The organism is Eubacterium sp. AF34-35BH (assembly GCF_003477765.1).
Lineage (GTDB): Bacteria > Bacillota > Clostridia > Lachnospirales > Lachnospiraceae > Eubacterium_G.
Genome location: NZ_QUDZ01000003.1, coordinates 242,478 through 261,513, shown reverse-complemented (window position 1 = coordinate 261,513; position 19,036 = coordinate 242,478). Strand labels below are relative to the sequence as shown.

The window sequence follows — 19,036 nt, the reverse complement described above, 5'->3', positions numbered from 1 at the left end:
TAAAAAAGCGTCTGTATGTAAAAAATGTACGGCGGGAAAGGATAGAAATATGTTAAAAATAGGTTCTCATGTAAAAATGAGTGGAAAAGACATGCTTTTAGGTTCAGCAAAAGAAGCTAAGTCTTACGGTGCGAATGTATTTATGGCATACACAGGAGCACCACAGAACACAAGAAGAAAAGACATAAGCGAATTAAATATAGATAAGGCATGGGAGTACATGAAGGAAAATGATATAGAAGAAATCATAATTCATGCACCATATATTATTAATTTAGGAAATACGGTAAAACCTGAAACTTTTGAGATAGCAGAAACTTTTCTTGGCACAGAATTAGAAAGAAGCAGTGCAATGGGAAGTAAAGTTATGGTTTTACATCCGGGCTCTCATGTTGGTGCAGGCGTGGATGTAGGCATCAACCAGATTATAAAAGGATTAAATAATGTGTTAACAAAGGACACAGATGTATATGTGGCACTTGAAACAATGGCTGGAAAAGGCAATGAGATTGGAAGAAATTTTGAGGAACTTGCAAGAATTTACGATGGAGTAAAATACAATGACAAGTTGAGAGTTTGTTTTGACACATGCCATGTAAATGACAGCGGGTATGACTTAGTTAATGATTTAAGCGGTACTTTTACAAAGTTTGACAAAATAATAGGTGCTGACCAAATTGCTGTTTTCCACATTAATGACAGTAAAAATCCATGTGGTGCCGGAAAAGACAGACACGAAAATATTGGTTTTGGAAACATTGGCTATGATATTTTAAGAGAAATTATATATATGAAGGATTTTGAAAATGTGCCTAAAATATTAGAAACACCTTACGTCAAAGATCCTGAAAACTCAAAGAAATCATACGCCCCTTACGGTTATGAGATTGCCATGATTAAAGAAGGAAAATTCAATCCCAACTTACAAAATATTATTTTGGAAAACAACAGGTAGAAAAGAGATGACATAAATGGATAATTTAATTTATAGTTTAAACGCAACAGTTCCTGTTTTTGTAGTTATTGTTGCAGGTTACATATTTAAGAAAATAGGTTGGATAAATGATGGCTTCATTAAAGCATCAAACAAATTAACATTTACGGTAACATTACCACTTTTGTTGATTCAGGACATGATGAATAATGATTTCCTAAAAAAGTTTGATTTAACATACGTTTTGTTTTGCTTTTTTGTTACGTTGCTATGTTGTATAGGAACAACTATTGTTACCAAGATAGTAATGAAGGACAAAAGCATAATTGCAGAATTTGTACAGGCATCTTATAGAAGTAGTGCAGCAGTTTTAGGAGCAGCTTTTATTTTAAATATTTATGGAGACACAGGAATGTTACCGTTAATGATAATCGGAGCAGTGCCTCTTTATAATGTGTATGCGGTTATAATTCTTACTGTTGAGTGTCCTGAAAAGGGAGCAAAGCAGGAGAAAACATTAGCAAAAACATTAAAGGGAATAGCTACAAATCCAATTATTTTAGGTATTGTAATAGGTGTTATTTTTTCAGCGTTAAAAATAAAATTCCCACCAATGCTTGACAACACAGTAAACAACTTTGCAAAAATCACAACACCTTTGGCACTTTTAGCCATCGGTGGTAGTTTCGAATTTGGAAAAGCAATAGAGAGAATGAAACCGGCAGTAATTGCCACAGCTTTAAAATTAGTTGGCTGGCCATTAATATTCCTTCCAATTGCCATAAAAATGGGCTTTAGAAACGATGAATTAATGGCACTTGTAATTATGCTTGGCTCACCAACAACACCAAGTTGCTATGTAATGGCTAAGAGCATGAAGTCAGAAGGAACATTAACAAGTAGCGTAATTGTTCTTACAACTTTATTCTCAGCATTTTCAATAACAGGCATAATTTTTGTTTTAAGAAGTTTGGGATATTTGTAGAAGTTAGTGATATTAATGAAAGATTAGAATGTTTGTAGAAGTTTGTACATTAACGGAAGTTTGGGATATTTGTAGAAGTTTATGACATTAATGAAAAATTGGGATATTTATAAAGGAAAGAGTGTAATATGAAAAGATCAGAACAAAAAATTAACGACACATGGAACATGGAAGATATGTTCCGAAGTGATAAAGTTTGGGAAGAAGATTTTGAAAAGGCTACAAAAGAAGTAGCTAAGTACAAAGAGTTTTCAGGAAAAATAAAAGACAGCAAAGATAAACTAATAGAGTTTTTGAAATTTAATGATGAAATAAGTTTGCTTGCTGAAAGACTTTATGTTTATGCAAATCAAAAATATCATGAAGACATGGGTAATGGAAAGTATCAGGCATATTCAGGAAAAGCACAGAAACTTGTTGTAGATATTGGCAGTGCAAGTGCATTTTTTGAACCAGAGGTTCTTGAAATAGATGAAGCCACAATTAACCAGTGGTTAGAAGATGAAAAATTAAACAACTATAAAAGATATATTGAAGAAATATTAAGAAGTAAAAAGCACACTTTAGATAAGAAAACAGAAGAAATATTGGCAAAAAGTAAAAAGATGGCAAATGCCGCTGATAATATTTATGCCATGTATAATGGAGCGGACATTGATTTTCCTACAGTTAAGGATAGTGAAGGAAAAGAAATAAAAATTACTCATGGAAATTTTGTCCCGATTTTATCAGGAGAAGATAGAGAATTAAGAAAGAATGCTTTTACAGGACTTTACAATACTTATGGTGCAATGAAAAATACAATTGCGGCTACTTATAATGCAAACGTGGAACAGGCAAATTTTTATGCTGACGTAAGAAAGTATCCATCTTCAAGAGCAATGTATCTGGATGGCAGTAATATTCCTGAAAGCGTGTACGATAATCTTATAAAAGTTGTTCACGAAAACATGGATTTAATGTATAGATATGTAAGGCTTCGCAAGAAATCTTTAGGTGTAGAAGAGCTTCATATGTATGATATTTACGCACCAATTGCAAAGGCTCCAAGCAAAAAATATTCCTTTGAGGAAGCTAAGGCAATAGTAAAAGAAGGTCTTGCACCTATGGGAGAAGAATATTTAAGTAAACTTCAGGAAGGTTTTGATAACCGTTGGATTGATGTGTACGAGAATGAAGGAAAAAGAAGCGGTGCATATTCATGGGGCGCATACGGAACACATCCTTATGTACTTCTAAATTTTCAGGGAACTTTGGACCATGTATTTACTTTGGCACACGAGATGGGACATGCTCTGCACTCATATTATTCAGATGCAAACCAGACCTACATTAATGCAGGTTACAAAATCTTTGTGGCAGAAGTGGCATCTACATGCAATGAATCACTTTTAATTCACGATTTATTAAAGAAAACAAAAGACAAAGAAACAAGAGCGTATTTAATTAATCACTTTTTGGAACAGTTTAAAGGAACATTGTATCGTCAGACAATGTTTGCTGAATTTGAAAAAATAACACACGAAATGGTTCAAAAAGGAGAAACACTAACAGCAGATGTTTTGTGTGAAACATATTATGATTTGAACAAATTGTATTTTGGTGAGGATATTGTACTTGATAAGGAAATCGCTTTAGAGTGGGCAAGAATACCACACTTTTACAATCCTTTTTATGTATATCAGTATGCAACGGGAATTTCAGCTGCAATAACTCTTTCAAGAAAAATAATGAAAGAAGGAGAAGCAGGAGTAAAAGATTATATGAAATTCTTAACAGGTGGTGGTTCAAAAGCTCCAATTGATTTGCTTAAATTAGCAGGTGTGGACATGACAAAAGAAGAACCTGTAAGAGAGGCATTGCAATTGTTCAGGGAACTTCTTGATGAAATGGAAGCATTGATTTAGAATTTACAGATTATTTCCAATCTCACTACAGAAACAAATGAATATTACGAAAGCACGCTCCCGCTGCTCTTCGCTCGTAGCGGTTCTACAAAGCCGACTACGCTGCCTTTGTGAACCGACGGCTCCGCAGCACTTTCTTAAATATTCATTTGTTCCATTAGTAGGTTTGACATTACTGTATATGGTTTATAAGAAATATTACGAAAGGAAAAGTGATGATTGAGAAAGCACAGGGATTGATTTTTGATTTAGATGGGACTATAATTGACAGTTCCTGGGTATGGGATATGGTTGATATAAAGTTTTTGGGAGACAGAGGTTTTCAGGTTCCTGAAGATTATGTTGAGACAATCTCTCCAATGGGAGCAGAAAATGCAGCAGTTTATACAATTGAAAGATTTGGACTTTATAAGGAAAGACCGGAAGATTTAGTTCGCGAATGGTTTGATATGGCAAAAAAAGAATACAAGGACAAGGTTCAATGTAAGCCCTATGCAAAAACTTTTATTAAGAAAATGAAAGAGCAGGGTAAGAAGCTCTCAATTGCCACATCTTCCGACAAGGAACTATTTATTCCAACACTTGAACGAGAAGGAATAATTGACTCCTTTGATGAAATTATTACTGTTAATCAGGTGCCAAGAGGAAAGAATCATCCTGACATATACATAGAAGCAGCTAAAAGAATGGAAATAGAAAAAAATAGCTGCGTGGTATTTGAAGATATCATAACAGCAATAGAATCGGCAAAAAGAGGCGGTTTTGGAGTTGTAGCTGTAGAAGATGAAAAGTCATTAATTAATAAAAGGGCAATTATGGAAATTGCTGATAAATATATAACAACGTTTAAACAATTATTGTAATTAAAGTTGCTTCTACCATTGTTACAAGGGGAAAAGCAGTAGGCTTAATTGGAGAATGGATGGATAAAAGGTATTCATTTGTATCTAAATACTTTTGCCGGTTTTTGTAGGTAATTGGGCTAAAACAATTGCTATAAAAATAAGTCCGCAGCCGCAGAGTTGTTTAAGTCCCATGGTCTCACCGAGAATAATCCAACCTGCCAGAACTGAAAAAACTGATTCTAAACTTAAAAGTAATGAGGCGACAGTAGGATTCATGCCTTTTTGTCCGATAATCTGACCTGTATAGCCTACACCACAAGACATAATTCCGGCATATAGAATAGGAATCCATGCATTAGGGGATGTAAAAACTTTTGCCCATGTGCCGATGTTTGCAAAAGAGCGTCCCATTTCAGAAAAAAACATTGGTACCAAACCTAAAATTCCGCAAACAAAGAATTGTATGCATGATAATTTTATTCCATCTACCAACGGCGAAAAATAATTAATAACTAAAATATGTATGGCAAAAAATAAAGCACAAAGTAATAAAAGTAAATCCGCTACTTTAAAAGAAAAAGAACCGTCAAAACACAACATATATAATCCAATTAAAGTAAGTACAACACCTATCCAAATATTTATGCTGCATTTATTTTTGAAAAACAAACCGATAATTGGCACTAACAGAATATAGCAGGCTGTTAAAAATCCGGCTTTTCCGGCAGAAGCCCCCATATATAAGCCAAGCTGTTGAAGTGTACTTCCTAAGAAAAGGCATGCACCACAACATAAGCCACCTAAAATTAAAAACTTTCGTTGTTTTTTTTTGAAGTGAAAGGTGATTGACTGTTTTTTGAAAAAATAAAAATAACAGGTATTAAAACTAATGCACCTATAAAAGAACGGATGCAGTTAAAAGTATAAGGCCCCAGGCTGTCGCCACCAACACTTTGAGCTACAAATGCCACACCCCATATTAATGCCGTTAAAATTAAAATAAGTGAATTTCTGATTTTTAATGAATTCATTGCGTGTCTCCTTTGTAATAATCGCAGTTATCAGTATAAATGGAAGAGAGAAAATTTGCAAATTTTGGAAAGTAGCCGGGAACTGTTTGGAGTACAATACCTGTTAGAATTGGAGTTGGTACGGTTATTGCGGTGCTTGGTGTGGGAAGAGTTATTGCATTATTTAACTACATATTTATGAGAAAATTTGTTAAACTGGAAATTAAGTAAATTGATTAATGCTAGTAGAAAAATGAGGAGAAGAAAAATGAAATTAATATCATGGAATGTAAATGGAATAAGAGCTTGTGTAACAAAAGGGTTTATGGATTTTTTTAACGAAATTGATGCAGATATTTTTTGTATACAGGAATCAAAAATGCAGGCTGGGCAGTTAGAAATTGATATGCCCGGATATTATCAGTATTGGAATTATGCAGAAAAGAAAGGCTATTCAGGAACTGCTATTTTTACAAAAAAAGAACCTATGTCAGTAAGTTATGGTATTGGGATAGAGAAACATGACAAGGAAGGGCGAGTAATAACTTTAGAGTTTGAAAAGTTTTATATGGTTACCTGTTACACACCAAACTCACAAAATGAACTAAAACGTTTGGATTACAGAATGGAATGGGAAGATGATTTCAGAGCCTATCTCAAGAAATTGGAAGAAACAAAGCCGGTTATTATATGTGGAGACTTGAATGTTGCTCATAAAGAAATCGATTTAAAAAATCCAAAAACTAACAGAAAAAATGCCGGTTTTACAGATGAAGAGCGAGAAAAAATGACAACGCTTTTGGAAGCCGGTTTCATTGACACATTCAGATATTTTTACCCGAAAGATGAAGGCCGCTACAGTTGGTGGTCATACAGGTTCAAGGCAAGAGAAAAGAACGCAGGCTGGCGCATAGACTATTTTCTTGTTTCAAAAGCACTGGAGAAGAATATAAAGGGCGCAGATATTCACAAAGATGTAATGGGTTCGGATCATTGTCCTATAGAGTTGGAAGTGGAGATGTAAAAAGGCTATATTAAGAAAATGGAAAAATAATTAGTCCATCAGAAATATATGATATAGATGTTTCAAAGGTGTTACAAGAAGCATTAATGGCAAGATTGGGAGTTACAATATAAATTATTGTTATATAGAAGTATAAAGGAGAACAGAAAAATGCCGAAGGGAAAACCAAATAGTCAGACACTTGCATCGCAGAAGTGGAATGCAAAAGCAGGATACGTTGCAAAAACATACAAATTGAAAAAAGATGTGGCAGATGCGTTTGCAGAAACATGTGATAAGTTAGGAGTAAGTAAAGCAAGTCAGCTTACAAGAATGATGACAGAATTTATTGAAGAGAATAAGTAATTTAATGCTATCAGACCATCAACCTATATAGACTGATGGTCTGATAGTATTATTTAGAATAAAAGATGAGTAAAAAAATATTGGTAAGATAATCGGAGGTTTAGTGATGAAAAAAATTATTTTAATGGGTGTAATCTGTGGTTTGATGTTATCTGTTTCAGGTTGCAATACAAGTGATAATAAAGAAAAAGCTGTAAGGTATATAACTGAAAAGAAATCTGTAGAAAAAACAGAAACAACTACTGAAACTAAAGACTACAAAAAGCTTATAAATACTGTGTATGCACAGTTAGGTAATAATGATAAAAAAAGTGTAGTGAACATTAATGAGGCGAAAGTTAAAAAAATTAACATTAAGTCTGAAAAGAACATTGCGTTAGTTGATAAAAATAAAAAATTGCCAGAGGAAAGTTTTAAAATTATATATCAAACAGATGATGCAATATTAGGAGATTTAGTTGTATATGTTGATGCTTCAAATAATAAAATAATTGCTTATGGGTTAAGGGATTAAATATTGATAGGAAAATTGTAATAGTTTACGTTAGCGAGTTACTTGATATGGAAAGTAATTTAATAAAAGAACTTAATATGTAGTACATACTAATATTTAATAAAGGAGGAATACTAATTATGAACAAATTAAAAAAAATAACATCAATAGCTCTTGCGGTTTTGCTAGTATTTGCTAGTATACCTACAATAAATGTAAGTGCGGCAAAAATTAAACTTAACAAAACCAAAATAACTATTTATGTTGGAAAAACAGTTACTTTAAAGGTGCAAAATAATAAAAAGAAAGTAAAATGGACAACATCAAATAAGAAGATTGCAACAGTCACAAAAAAAGGAAAAGTAAAGGGTAAAAAAAGTGGAAAGGCTACAATTACTGCCACTGTAGGAAAAAAGAAATATAAGTGTAAAATTACAGTAAAAAAAGCAAAAAAAGTTAGCAAACTAACAAAGAAACCTATAAAAGAAAATATTCCTACAACTACAAAGCAGGAGGAACAAACCTCAAAGAATAACCAACAGGAATCTACAATTGTACCAGAGACAACAACAAGGGCAACAGAAGAGACAACAACGAAGGCTCCTGAAACGGAAAATACAAAATTAAATGAAAATGATGTAAACGCATTACAAGAAATAATTAAAAATCAAAGGAATAGTGGTGCAACAGTAAACACAGATGTTTCAAACAAAGAAGAATATACATGGTCAGATGGTAGACTTATTAGTATTAATTGGACATACAAAAAACTAGCAGGCACATTGGATATTACAGGATTAAGTGAACTTAGAACATTAAATGTAAGTGGCAACAGTTTGACTGGCCTAAATGTGGAGAACAGTAGTGAACTTGAAGTACTAGAATGTTTCGAAAATCAATTAACAAGTCTTGATATAACAAATAATCAGAAGTTAAAAGCTCTTAGTTGTGCGAATAATAAACTGAAATCATTGAATGTAACAAACAATAAAGAATTATCTTCATTGAATTGTTGTTATTGTAATATTGAAAACATTGATGTAGCTGGCAATGAACAGTTAGTTTCACTTTATTGCAATAATAATGAATTAGTTCAAATAAATGTTTCAAACAATGAACATTTGGTAATTTTATATTGTGGAAATAATAAATTAAAAGATTTAGATACTATACATAATCCACGCTTGAAAAAATTAGATTGTGGATATAATGAAATATCCAATTTGGATACATCAAAAAATTTAGCTTTAGAAGAACTTAATTGTGCTAATAATAAAATTACAAAGCTGGACTTATCCAATAATGTTCTGTTAGAAACTTTACATTGTGATGATAATGTAAATGTTGTGAGAATGGAGAAATAATACTGTAAAAAATGTTGTAATTTATCATTGAAAAAATAATGTAAAAAATATTGTAATCTAATAGAGAAATTTAAAATAGATGAGGCAAAAATGTCGCATCTATTTTTAATGCTTTATAAAGACAACAGAAATATTAAAGAACGAATATAACACTACTGTTGAACGAAAAACTATCAAAAGAAACATTATGAATCTTATTGATTTTGGATATGAAATTGAATACACAAAGACAGTTCGTTATGTAAAAAACAGAGAGGGAGTTAAGGAAGAGAGCTCGATACTATCTGACTTTTATTTAAAAAGAGAATTTACGGACAGTGAGCTACGACTTCTAATTGACAGTTTATTGTTTAACAGATATTTACCGGCTAGACAATGCAAAGACATGATTGCAAAGATTGAGGGATTGTCTAATGAATTTTTTAAATCACGTGTTAAACATATTCAGAATTTGCCGGACAATATGCCACGCAGTAATCAGCTATTTTTTACATTGGACATATTGGATGAAGCAATAACAAAACACAGGAAAGTTGCTTTTACATACAATGAATACGGAATGGACAAGAAACTTCATCCAAGAAAAAGTGAACCTTATATAATTAATCCGTATCAAATGGTGGCTGTCAATGACAAATACTATTTAATTTGTAATGTGGATAAATATGATAACGTGGCTCATTTTAGAGTTGACCGAATAACAGATATAAAAATTTTAAAAGAAAAAGTTAAACCACAAAAACAGGTTAAAGGTTTGGAAAACGGAATTGATCTTCCAAAACATGTTATGGAACACATATATATGTTTAGCGGCGAAAGCATACGTGTGAAGTTTAAAGCTAAAAAATACATATTGAGTGAAATTTTTGACTGGTTTGGAAAAGAGGTTCAGTTCATGGACGAAACAGACGATGAAGTAACATGCTCGGTGTACGTGAATGAAATGTCAATGAGAAAATGGGCGTTACAGTATGCATTGCATGTAAAGGTATTAAGTCCACAAAATCTGGTCGATAACATTAAGGAAGATTTAAAAGCAGCAATGGATAAGTACGAGGAAAATTAGAAGAAATAAAAAAGACTGACTGAAATAATAGATAGTTTTTATGGACAAAAAAATAAAGCTTACGTGGGACTATTAGGCATGGTTAAGCAGGCAGGAAAAATTAGAGACAAAGGAGAATGATTATGAGCAAAACAGAACAATTAGATAATTTATTTGATGAATGGAGAAGGAAGCAGGCAGATGAATGGCAACAATGGAATGAAGGGAAGAAGGACAAGAGTAGCTATTTAAAAAGGTATATGGAACATGAGAATCTGAAAAAAATCAATCCGGCTAAATCATTTACTCCAGATGGAATAATAGATAAAGAGGCTTGGAATAATGGAAAGAAAATACTGTTCATATTGAAAGAGGCAAATGGTCAATGGATGCTTGACGAAAACTTAGAAGATAATACTGTAGAAATAGATAATGGTGAGTTTTGGTTTAGAAAAATTGTTATAGATAATATAAATCATAATATTAAAAGAAAGTTAACCAAATTATCATTTGAAAAATTTGGTGAGAGTGAATTGAAAGCGGTTGCATACATGAATATAAATAAAAGAGGAGGTGCAAAATCAGAGTTAAAGAGTGTTTTAAATGAGTACATTAATGAGTATAAGGAGTATATAAAAAGGGAAATAGAAATAATTTCACCCGAAAAAATATGTATTTGTTGTGGAAAAAATAAAGCTTATGTAAATACTCTTGAGGAAATAATTCAGGAGTTGGAGTGTAAGCCGAAAGTAAACAAATATTATCATCCTGCCGCAAGAATAAAATGGGAAAAATATAAAGAAGGTGTTGATAATATATAATCACAAATCATAAAAGCACAAACAAAAACAAAGAACAAAGGAGATTATTTAAATGATGAAAGATGAAAAAGAAAATATTTTTGAATTAGAATGTCATTGGGATACTTTATTGGAAGATTTATATGAATGTGAAGAGTTTGATTACGAATTTTTTTAAAAGTTAGCGGTTAAAACTTTTGCTATATTATTTCCTTATCATTAGAAAGAGAAAATCCCGGAGGACATTATACAGATAATATTGAAAATTAATCAATTTGCAAACTTTCCGGTTGGTGGAATATCGACAGAGTATGAGGCAACTCAAATGGTTGCTATGGAATTTTGCAATCAAATATCAAATGCGTGGGTTATGATTGATGATAAGTATGATGAAAACTACTTTGCAGTATTGTGTGAAAATGGAGATGCTAATCCTGACAAATCTATAATAGAAGAAATGTATTTGCCAAACAGAATGAAACTTTTAGGATTTTCGGATGCAGCTATTAGAAAAATAGAAAATTTTATGTTTTCAAAAAATGGGAAAGGTGAAGATATTGAGTCGGGGGCTATAGTGAATGTTATCATAGAAGAATTCTACGATAATGAAACACCTGTATTGGAAAGATATTATAAGTTGTTAATGATTTTAGATGACGATTTTCTTTGTGCTGAAGATATAGCAGGAATTGAAGATGAAGTGCTTGCTTGGTTAAGACAGGATGGAAAATTATCAGCCAATCAATTATCGATGTCAATTAAAACCAATGCCTATAGGTGAAAAAACTATAGACATTGGAATTGTGTGTTTTCGTTTATTTAGTTTTAAACCAAAATGTAGTAAGCTCTTTATTGCTGTTACATCCATATTCAAAATGGTGTAGCATTAATATGTTTTTGGCAATTGACAGACCAATACCGGAGCTACCAAGGCGGTTATGTTTTTTGAGTTCTGTTTTGTAGAAAACATCCCATATTTTTTCGATTTGAGTTTTATTAATCATTTCACCATTATTAGAGACGGAAAGGCTAACACCTTTGCTTGATTTTTCAACGTTAATAATGATTTGATTTGTTGCGTGTTTAATAGCATTCGTAACAAAGTTTTGAATCACTGTTTTTATCATTTCAAGATCAGCATCAATTAATATTTCTGATTCATTATGTTTAAAATTAATATCTAAATTTGACTCAGCTATAATTGGACGTAACGAATTGATAACAGCATTAGTAAGACTGACTAAATCGATAGTCTCAAAATTAAGTGGGCGTTTGTTGGCTTCCAGTCTTGATAATTCAAGAAAATCGGTTACCAAATCACTTAGTTTATCTACTTCATTATTGATTTTTGTGCTGTATAGTGGTTTGTCTTCATCTTCTATATAGTCCCAGTTTTCTGTGTATGATTTAATTAATGCAAGTGGTGTCTTAAATTCGTGTGCAACACCGCTGGTAAAATTATTACGCATTTGGTCATATTTTTCCTGTTGTTTAATAGTCTTGTTAATTAGTATGTTGATTATAATAATTAGTACAATAGCTGCGAAAACAATCAGAACAATTCCTAACATTAATTCTTTTACAGCCATTTCAAATGGGTGGATAACCGTAGCACTGTACACATTGTAGTACCCCATGCCATTGTTGTGATTGTCTTTTAAAATTATTGTTGTTTTAAAGATGTTTTTGTTTTCATATTCTACATTATCATCACTGGCAGGATTTTTTATAACGTTGTAAACAAGAGTTTTGGCTTCGTTATTAACTACATTTTTATTAGAAAATCTGTCATTGGCTAGGAGATAGTACCCATTTATTTTATAATCAATCTTTTTTGCATCAGATGGCACATTGTTATTTGATAAAGTTAGAGTATGTTTTTTTTCATGACTCAAACATTCAAATGTGATTTTTTCCGGATAAATAAAAGATTCATCTTCATATCCTTTGATGTGAACTTTTTCGGTAGAGTTGATGTAGTGTAATAAATCGTATTTGATAGAATGTTCATCAACTTGTCCACCTAAAAGAATATATTTTTGAGTATCGTTAGTTTCGTTATCAACAATAAGCATATTCTGTGTGTTAGCTAAAACGTTCCCATTTAAATTCGTAAGGACTGCATAAAAGCCAATATGATAATTAAGTCCTGCATTAGATAATTCTCTGTAAAAATAAGAACTTGCTGTTCTATCATCTTTCTTTTGGTCTAGTACAAGAGTAGCTCTATAGGCTTTGTCTGCTCTGGTGCAATATTCATTATACATATCGGTAAGATAATCATCTTGAATTTCTATTGCCTTATATAGTGTCAAACTAAGACTGCCTAATATTGCTGCAACAAATATCATAACTGTTAATTTTACTTTTAAACGTTTGTAGTGATTTTTCATTATTATTGCCTCCAAATATATCCACCTTTTATAATTGTATGAATATAATGGTTTTCCTCTCCAAGTATTGCTCTAAGTTTTTTTACATGAGTGTCAACGGCTCTGTCATAACCTTCATAATCATAACCCCATACAGCATCAAGAATCTGGGTTCGACTAAGTACCTGATTTTTATTGTCAATAAAGTACATTAGAAGCTCATATTCTTTTGGAGCAATGGAAATGACTTTTTTATTTACTGTCACAATACGTCTGGCAGGCTCGATTTGAATATTGCCAATTGTTATTAAACCTTTTTTGATTGTAAGACCATGGTATCTTTTTACCAATGAATTAATTTTCGCCATAAGTATTGGCATGGAAAATGGCTTGGTAACATATTCATCTGCTCCAATTTCATAGCCTTGAATAACATCCTGTTCTTTACCTAGTGCGGTAAGAAAGATAACAGGCACATCATATTTTGTTCTAATGTATTGACAAACCTGCCTGCCATCAATTTCAGGCATCATAATGTCTAATACAATAATATCAAATACATTTTTATCAACTGCGGCTATTGCCTCGGCACCATTTTTGGCAGTGATTACATCAAATCCGTTTCGTTCTAAATATTTTTTTGTAATGTCCCGTAAACCTTGCTCGTCATCTGCTAACAATACTTTGTAAACCATATATATTCTCCTTACAGTTGAAACAATAATTAATTCATGTGTATTCTTTATGTACATAATAACATAAATAAAAAAATTTTGATGAATAGGATAAATGATTTGCGATAAGTTTTACATAAAAACTTGGTTGAACAATTTGTTACAATATAGTTGAAGAGAAAACGAAAGCTAGATGTAATCTAGCCTCTGGCAGTATGCAAAATTTACAAAGTAGTGCTACATTTACCAGGTATGGGCATTACTTTTCAGCATTAGTAGTAGCTGATAAAGGGCATGACAAAAGGAGGAATGAAAGAATATGAGTGAAATGTTTGAATATGATGGAGTACAGTATACAAAAGAACAATGTAATCAAATAACTTCTGAATTTTTTAATCCAATTCTTTTAAATCAGTATCCTTTTGTTCATGCGGGGATGACTGTTAGAGATTATCTGGAAGAAAAACAATACTATTTAAATCATTGTAAAGAAGTTCGCAATTGAACATATAAGCCGTTGTGGAAACAAAAATAGATGGAGAGTGAATGTATATGATGAAAAAACAAAGTGATTGGGCTTCATATGTAATGATGGAAGAACCTTTTTGGCGAAATGATATGACCCCGGAAGAATTCGAATTAGAGCGTGCATATCTTGTAAATATATATAGTAGGGGAATAAAGGCTAAAATTAATTATAAACCACTTTGGTATCAAGGGAAAAAGGTTAATTATGATTCATCACAGGATTTTATGGAAATTGTAGAGCTTGCAGGTAAAATAGCACATATGACAGATGACGAATTAGAAAAGATTATTGTTGATGTATAAACATAATATTATTAAATGCTAAAAAGAAAGGTATAATATGGAAGTAGATACTTTAAAAAAAGATGTTTTTGGGATTCACATGGGCTCTCGCCAGAAGCGTTGGAGGAGAGTGTGAAAAAAGCAGATGAGGAAAGTAAGAATTTAAAAGAATGGCCAGAGGATTGATATAATCTAGTTATCGAAAAAAGATTAGGTGCTCATAAATTTTTTATTTAAATTTATGCAACGCAAACGGTTTCAAATACAAGAAAAGCCCTTTAAATAAGGGCAAAAAAACGCGAGGCGGGTTGCGGGTGTCCAGTGGACACCTCTGACGAAGTCAGAAGCAACGACCGAGGCGGAAGCCGAGAAATTGAACCGTCGATTCTAAGGTCAGCCTCGATATTACAATAAAAAAGGCACCTGTTAAGGTACCCATTTTATTGCAAAAAAAGAAGCGTGAGACGGGTATCGAACCCTAAAGTGAATCAATCAGAGTAGAGCATACAGTTTTTCTTATCTTATGAACAGACCGATATTTAATGTTTGTATTATCACATAAAGTTCTCAAACGTTTTTCAAAAATTCGAGGTCGAACAAATGTATCATTAACTAAGAACATAAATGAATCCATTGAAATATCATTTTGTGTGTAGTAGAACTGCAATCCTTGAGGTAACGTTTTGTCATATGGCTGTTTGTCTATTTCAAAGCATTAAAAAAGAAGAGAAAACCGGATTTTGGCTTTCCCTCCTTTTTAACTGTTTATAATTTTATTTTTTTATCTTAACCTGCTTTGGCTTTGACCATTTGCCCTGATAAGTTTTCTTTCCTTTGACAACAATGGCTTTTGCTCTTGCATACAATTTTTTAGCCTTTTTAAACTTGCTATTTGATACACTATATGTCAATTTCTTAGTTGTTTTTGTCACTATTGTCTTTTTAAACTTCTTATCTTTTGCAATCTGTACTTTGTACTTGGTTGCACCATTAACTCTCTTCAATGTAAGACTTATTTTCTTAGCATTTTTCTTTTTAATTGCTTTTTTAACAACTGCCTTTCCAACCTTTACAGATGATTTTTTTGTAGTCTGACTTGGTTGTTTTTTAGTTGTTGTTTGTGCATTTGTATTTGAATCCTGTGGCTTTGTAGTTGTTGGTCCTGCAGTAGTTGTTGGTTCTGCAGTAGTTGTTAGTTCTTCAGTAGTTGTTGGTTCTGCAGTAGTTGTTAGTTCTTCAGTAGTTGTTGGTTCTGCAGTAGTTGTTGGTTCTGCAGTAGTTGTTGGATTTGTAGTAGTTGTTGGATTTGTAGTTGGTTCCTCGTATTCTGAATATGCAGGATCTGCAAGCTCTGCAGGTGTTTTTCCTGAGAGTCCAGGGTCTGCTTTAATTGACACAGTTTTCTTTAATCCAAATGATTCTACATTGTTACTTGTATACTGTGATCTTACTTCTACTTCATATGTACCTGTCGCAAGTCTGTTTTCATAGTAACTTGCCACATTCCCATTGATTCCTACCTTAATACAAACACCATCTACAAAAAGATTCAATCTCTGACCTGTTAAATCTGCCACATCAGACCATGCAATAGTAAATCCATAGTCTATACCTTCTGTTAAAATTGAAAGTCCAAGTGGTAATGTTGGCTGATTTGGTTTGTCAAATGACTGTGCATTATCTATAACCTCACCTTTAACAGTAACCTTTGATGACTGACCAAATGATGGTGCCGCCAAAGCTGACTCTCTGCCTTCTGCATCCACTGCTGATAAATATGCCAGATATTCACCTGATGATACACTTTCCAATATAACATTTGATTTGGTAATTCCATCTACATATACACGTCTGTAAGGTGTACCTGTCTTTGCATCAAATAAATATAAATTGTAACCTACAACTGATGAATCTGCTGATGGAATACTTGCTTCTGATGATGGTGCCCATGCAACACCTAATTTATTGTCTGCCTGCGCCGGATTGTCAGCAGGAACTTCCGGATTTCCTGTAATATAACTTAATCCTGCCGGTGTTTTTGGACCTATGCAATCAACAGGATATGTGTAATTAAGAGTTGCTCCTGTTACTGTAAAGCTAACTTTTTCTGATAATGTTCCCTCACCCATGCTGTTTACATTTGCAGCCTGCGCTGTATATGAACCTGCTGGAAGTCCACCTACTACACCGCCTTTTGTAGCATTGCCAATCTTTGTAACTAACTCTCCATCCTTGTAAATATAAATGACTGTTGCTGTAACTGTTGGATCATATCCAGCTACATTTGCTGGGTCATCGGCTCCTGCCCATGCAAACATAATTGCATTTTCAATTGTATCCGAACCACTTTTGCTAACAGCAACAAGTCCTATTACTTCCTTAGGTAATGATGTTGCTGCACTTACATTGCTTGTTGGATAGTATGTAATCGAAGATACTATCATTGCAATGGCACAAATAATCGCACCAAATTTCTTTAATCTTTTCATTTCATAAACCTCTCTTTCATTTGATTAAATATACATTGTAATTATACACTTATAAAAAGTTATGTGTTAGTATCTTATTTTTATATAAGGGATTAATTTTTTAGAAAAGTGTTTTAATTTTAAGATTTTCCATATATATGTACAAACACAAAAAAATCCTAAAAATGGCAAAAAAAGTACGAGACGTGTTGCGGGTGTCCTGTGGACACCTCTGACGAAGTCAGAAGCAACGACCGAGGCGACAGCCGAGAAGCGGGTGTCCTGTGGACACCTCTGACGGAGTCAGAAGCAACGACCTAGGCGTCAGCCGAGAAATCGAACCTTCGAGCCTGAACTCAGGCTAGATTTTGCAATAAAAAAGGGCACCTGTTAAGGTACCCTTTTTATTGCAAAAAAAGAAGCGCGAGACGGGGATCGAACCCGCGGCCCCCTCCTTGGCAAGGAGGTGCTCCACCACTGAGCCACTCGCGCATTGCTTACTGTGTGATGTCTTGTGTGTCACACGCAAGATATATAATACAGTATGAATTAACTTTTGTCAACAAAAAAAACAAAAAAATTAAAAAAAATTTACAATCACTATTTTTACTAATAAATCATACCAAAAAACAAATACAAAACATACACAGAAATTAACATAATGATATACATTAAATATAATTGCAAATATTAAACATTCTGATTTGAATTTAAACAAAAACTAAAATCCTATAAAAATAATAGAAAAAATATAAATGAAAATAGACAAAAGCAGGGGATTGTGTTTTAATAGTAGTGTTGTAAAAAAAGAGAAGTGAGGTCGGCTTATGGCAATTGATTGGACCATATTAGACGGTATACAAAAGATATTTGGTGGAAGTTTTATGGACTGGCTGATGCCAAAGATAACGGTACTTGGAAATGGTGGCATTGTCTGGATTATAATTGCAGTATGCCTAATATTGACTAAAAAACATCGTAAAGCAGGCTTTTTAGTTTTAATAGGAATGTTACTGGGGCTTATAATAGGAAATGGCATCCTAAAGAATGTAATAGCCAGATCAAGACCATGTTGGATTAATAAGGATTGGCAGATGCTTATTAGCATACCAAAGGATTATTCGTTCCCATCAGGTCACACACAGGCTTCAGTGATTGCGGCAACAATTCTTACTTTATATAAGAAAAAATGGGGTATAGTTGTTATACCACTTACAGTTATCATAGCATTTTCAAGACTATATTTATATGTGCATTTTCCAACCGATGTGTTAGGTGGAGCATTGCTTGGTTTAATAATAGGCTTGTTTACATACTATGTAGGAAATAAGATTATTGAAGCAAGAATATATAGTAAGAAGTAATTAAATGATTCAAAAAATGAGATAATTCTGAAACTGTAAAGAGAAGTGTAGATTCGAAAACTAAGGACGCTGGTATAAGTATTATGCAGAAAAATAGGCATTATATTTAATAAAATAAATATAAAAAGAAAACATTAAAATATATAACATATAAAGAGGGCAGAAAAATGAAGATTTCAACAAAAGGAAGATATGCATTGAGAGTTATGATTGATTTAGCACAAAATGCAGATGGAAAATATATTTCCTTAAAGGATGTGGCAGAAAGACAGCAGATTTCCATGAAATATTTGGAAATGATAGTTTCGCTACTTCATAAAGGAGGTATGGTTAATAGTTTAAGAGGAAAGTCAGGTGGATACAAATTAGCAAAAACACCGGCTGAATATAAAGTTGGTGATATTATCAAATTAGCTGAAGGTTCACTGGCACCGGTTACCTGTTTAGAAGAAGGTGAAATATGCGAAAGAGCAGAGCAGTGTGTAACACTTCCCCTTTGGCAGAAATTAGATTCAGTTATAAATGATTATCTTGATAGTGTAACTTTAGAAGATGTAATTGAAAAGAAAATTTCTTAAAAGAAGAATCAGATACAT

Annotated in this window: 20 protein-coding genes and 1 tRNA gene; 15 read left to right on the top strand and 6 right to left on the bottom strand. The window is 32.7% G+C overall.

Annotated elements, in window-relative coordinates:
- The first annotated feature begins 49 nt into the window (after positions 1-49).
- From DWZ69_RS04815 to DWZ69_RS04800, 4 genes are all read left to right on the top strand, one after another.
- A complete protein-coding gene (locus DWZ69_RS04815; protein ID WP_118436316.1) occupies positions 50-955 on the top strand; it encodes a deoxyribonuclease IV in 906 nt (301 codons plus the stop codon).
- A 16-nt stretch (positions 956-971) separates the two neighbouring features.
- Positions 972-1,919 (top strand): AEC family transporter, encoded by a 948-nt coding sequence (locus DWZ69_RS04810; protein WP_118436314.1) that lies wholly within the window; start codon positions 972-974, stop codon positions 1,917-1,919.
- Positions 1,920-2,047: 128 nt separating this feature from the next.
- On the top strand, positions 2,048-3,826 hold the full coding sequence (gene pepF / locus DWZ69_RS04805; protein ID WP_118436313.1) for an oligoendopeptidase F: 1,779 nt from the start codon (positions 2,048-2,050) through the stop codon (positions 3,824-3,826).
- Between the two features lie 215 nt (positions 3,827-4,041).
- Positions 4,042-4,689, top strand: a complete 648-nt coding sequence (locus DWZ69_RS04800) for an HAD family phosphatase (protein WP_022165285.1) — start codon at positions 4,042-4,044, stop codon at positions 4,687-4,689.
- 84 nt (positions 4,690-4,773) lie between these two features.
- Here DWZ69_RS04800 and DWZ69_RS04795 read toward each other — a convergent pair whose 3' ends face one another.
- Together DWZ69_RS04795 and DWZ69_RS12380 are read right to left on the bottom strand one after the other, a co-directional pair.
- On the bottom strand, positions 4,774-5,409 hold the full coding sequence (locus tag DWZ69_RS04795) for a DMT family transporter (RefSeq protein ID WP_347497471.1): 636 nt from the start codon (positions 5,407-5,409) through the stop codon (positions 4,774-4,776).
- A 68-nt stretch (positions 5,410-5,477) separates the two neighbouring features.
- The gene (locus tag DWZ69_RS12380; protein ID WP_347497470.1) at positions 5,478-5,702 is read right to left on the bottom strand and encodes an EamA family transporter; all 225 of its coding nucleotides are present in this window, start codon (positions 5,700-5,702) and stop codon (positions 5,478-5,480) included.
- A gap of 247 nt (positions 5,703-5,949) precedes the next feature.
- Here DWZ69_RS12380 and DWZ69_RS04790 point away from each other — a divergent pair, with 247 nt between their 5' ends.
- From DWZ69_RS04790 to DWZ69_RS04760, 7 genes are all read left to right on the top strand, one after another.
- On the top strand, positions 5,950-6,705 hold the full coding sequence (locus DWZ69_RS04790; RefSeq protein WP_118436311.1) for an exodeoxyribonuclease III: 756 nt from the start codon (positions 5,950-5,952) through the stop codon (positions 6,703-6,705).
- Between the two features lie 150 nt (positions 6,706-6,855).
- The gene (locus DWZ69_RS04785) at positions 6,856-7,050 is read left to right on the top strand and encodes a chemotaxis protein (RefSeq protein WP_118436309.1); all 195 of its coding nucleotides are present in this window, start codon (positions 6,856-6,858) and stop codon (positions 7,048-7,050) included.
- A gap of 106 nt (positions 7,051-7,156) precedes the next feature.
- On the top strand, positions 7,157-7,564 hold the full coding sequence (locus DWZ69_RS04780; protein WP_117998799.1) for a hypothetical protein: 408 nt from the start codon (positions 7,157-7,159) through the stop codon (positions 7,562-7,564).
- Between the two features lie 119 nt (positions 7,565-7,683).
- Complete coding sequence (locus DWZ69_RS04775) at positions 7,684-8,907, top strand: leucine-rich repeat domain-containing protein (protein ID WP_118436307.1); 1,224 nt, start codon at positions 7,684-7,686, stop codon at positions 8,905-8,907.
- Positions 8,908-9,094: 187 nt separating this feature from the next.
- Positions 9,095-9,973 (top strand): WYL domain-containing protein, encoded by an 879-nt coding sequence (locus tag DWZ69_RS04770; RefSeq protein ID WP_118436305.1) that lies wholly within the window; start codon positions 9,095-9,097, stop codon positions 9,971-9,973.
- Positions 9,974-10,095: 122 nt separating this feature from the next.
- Complete coding sequence (locus DWZ69_RS04765) at positions 10,096-10,773, top strand: hypothetical protein (RefSeq protein WP_118436303.1); 678 nt, start codon at positions 10,096-10,098, stop codon at positions 10,771-10,773.
- Between the two features lie 238 nt (positions 10,774-11,011).
- Complete coding sequence (locus DWZ69_RS04760) at positions 11,012-11,533, top strand: hypothetical protein (protein WP_118436301.1); 522 nt, start codon at positions 11,012-11,014, stop codon at positions 11,531-11,533.
- Positions 11,534-11,567: 34 nt separating this feature from the next.
- Here DWZ69_RS04760 and DWZ69_RS04755 read toward each other — a convergent pair whose 3' ends face one another.
- Together DWZ69_RS04755 and DWZ69_RS04750 are read right to left on the bottom strand one after the other, a co-directional pair.
- Positions 11,568-13,145, bottom strand: a complete 1,578-nt coding sequence (locus DWZ69_RS04755) for a HAMP domain-containing sensor histidine kinase (protein WP_118436299.1) — start codon at positions 13,143-13,145, stop codon at positions 11,568-11,570.
- A gap of 2 nt (positions 13,146-13,147) precedes the next feature.
- Entirely contained in the window at positions 13,148-13,819 is a 672-nt protein-coding gene (locus DWZ69_RS04750; RefSeq protein WP_158561037.1) for a response regulator transcription factor, read from the bottom strand.
- Between the two features lie 298 nt (positions 13,820-14,117).
- Here DWZ69_RS04750 and DWZ69_RS04745 point away from each other — a divergent pair, with 298 nt between their 5' ends.
- The gene (locus tag DWZ69_RS04745; RefSeq protein ID WP_117998806.1) at positions 14,118-14,303 is read left to right on the top strand and encodes a hypothetical protein; all 186 of its coding nucleotides are present in this window, start codon (positions 14,118-14,120) and stop codon (positions 14,301-14,303) included.
- Between the two features lie 41 nt (positions 14,304-14,344).
- On the top strand, positions 14,345-14,629 hold the full coding sequence (locus DWZ69_RS04740; protein WP_118436297.1) for a hypothetical protein: 285 nt from the start codon (positions 14,345-14,347) through the stop codon (positions 14,627-14,629).
- A 752-nt stretch (positions 14,630-15,381) separates the two neighbouring features.
- Here DWZ69_RS04740 and DWZ69_RS04735 read toward each other — a convergent pair.
- Both DWZ69_RS04735 and DWZ69_RS04730 read right to left on the bottom strand, forming a co-directional pair.
- Positions 15,382-17,097 (bottom strand): hypothetical protein, encoded by a 1,716-nt coding sequence (locus DWZ69_RS04735; protein WP_118436295.1) that lies wholly within the window; start codon positions 17,095-17,097, stop codon positions 15,382-15,384.
- A 399-nt stretch (positions 17,098-17,496) separates the two neighbouring features.
- Positions 17,497-17,568 (bottom strand) — tRNA-Gly (locus DWZ69_RS04730).
- Positions 17,569-17,903: 335 nt separating this feature from the next.
- Here DWZ69_RS04730 and DWZ69_RS04725 point away from each other — a divergent pair.
- Together DWZ69_RS04725 and DWZ69_RS04720 are read left to right on the top strand one after the other, a co-directional pair.
- Complete coding sequence (locus tag DWZ69_RS04725) at positions 17,904-18,440, top strand: phosphatase PAP2 family protein (RefSeq protein WP_117998808.1); 537 nt, start codon at positions 17,904-17,906, stop codon at positions 18,438-18,440.
- 167 nt (positions 18,441-18,607) lie between these two features.
- On the top strand, positions 18,608-19,018 hold the full coding sequence (locus DWZ69_RS04720; RefSeq protein WP_117998809.1) for an RrF2 family transcriptional regulator: 411 nt from the start codon (positions 18,608-18,610) through the stop codon (positions 19,016-19,018).
- Positions 19,019-19,036 lie beyond the last annotated feature (18 nt).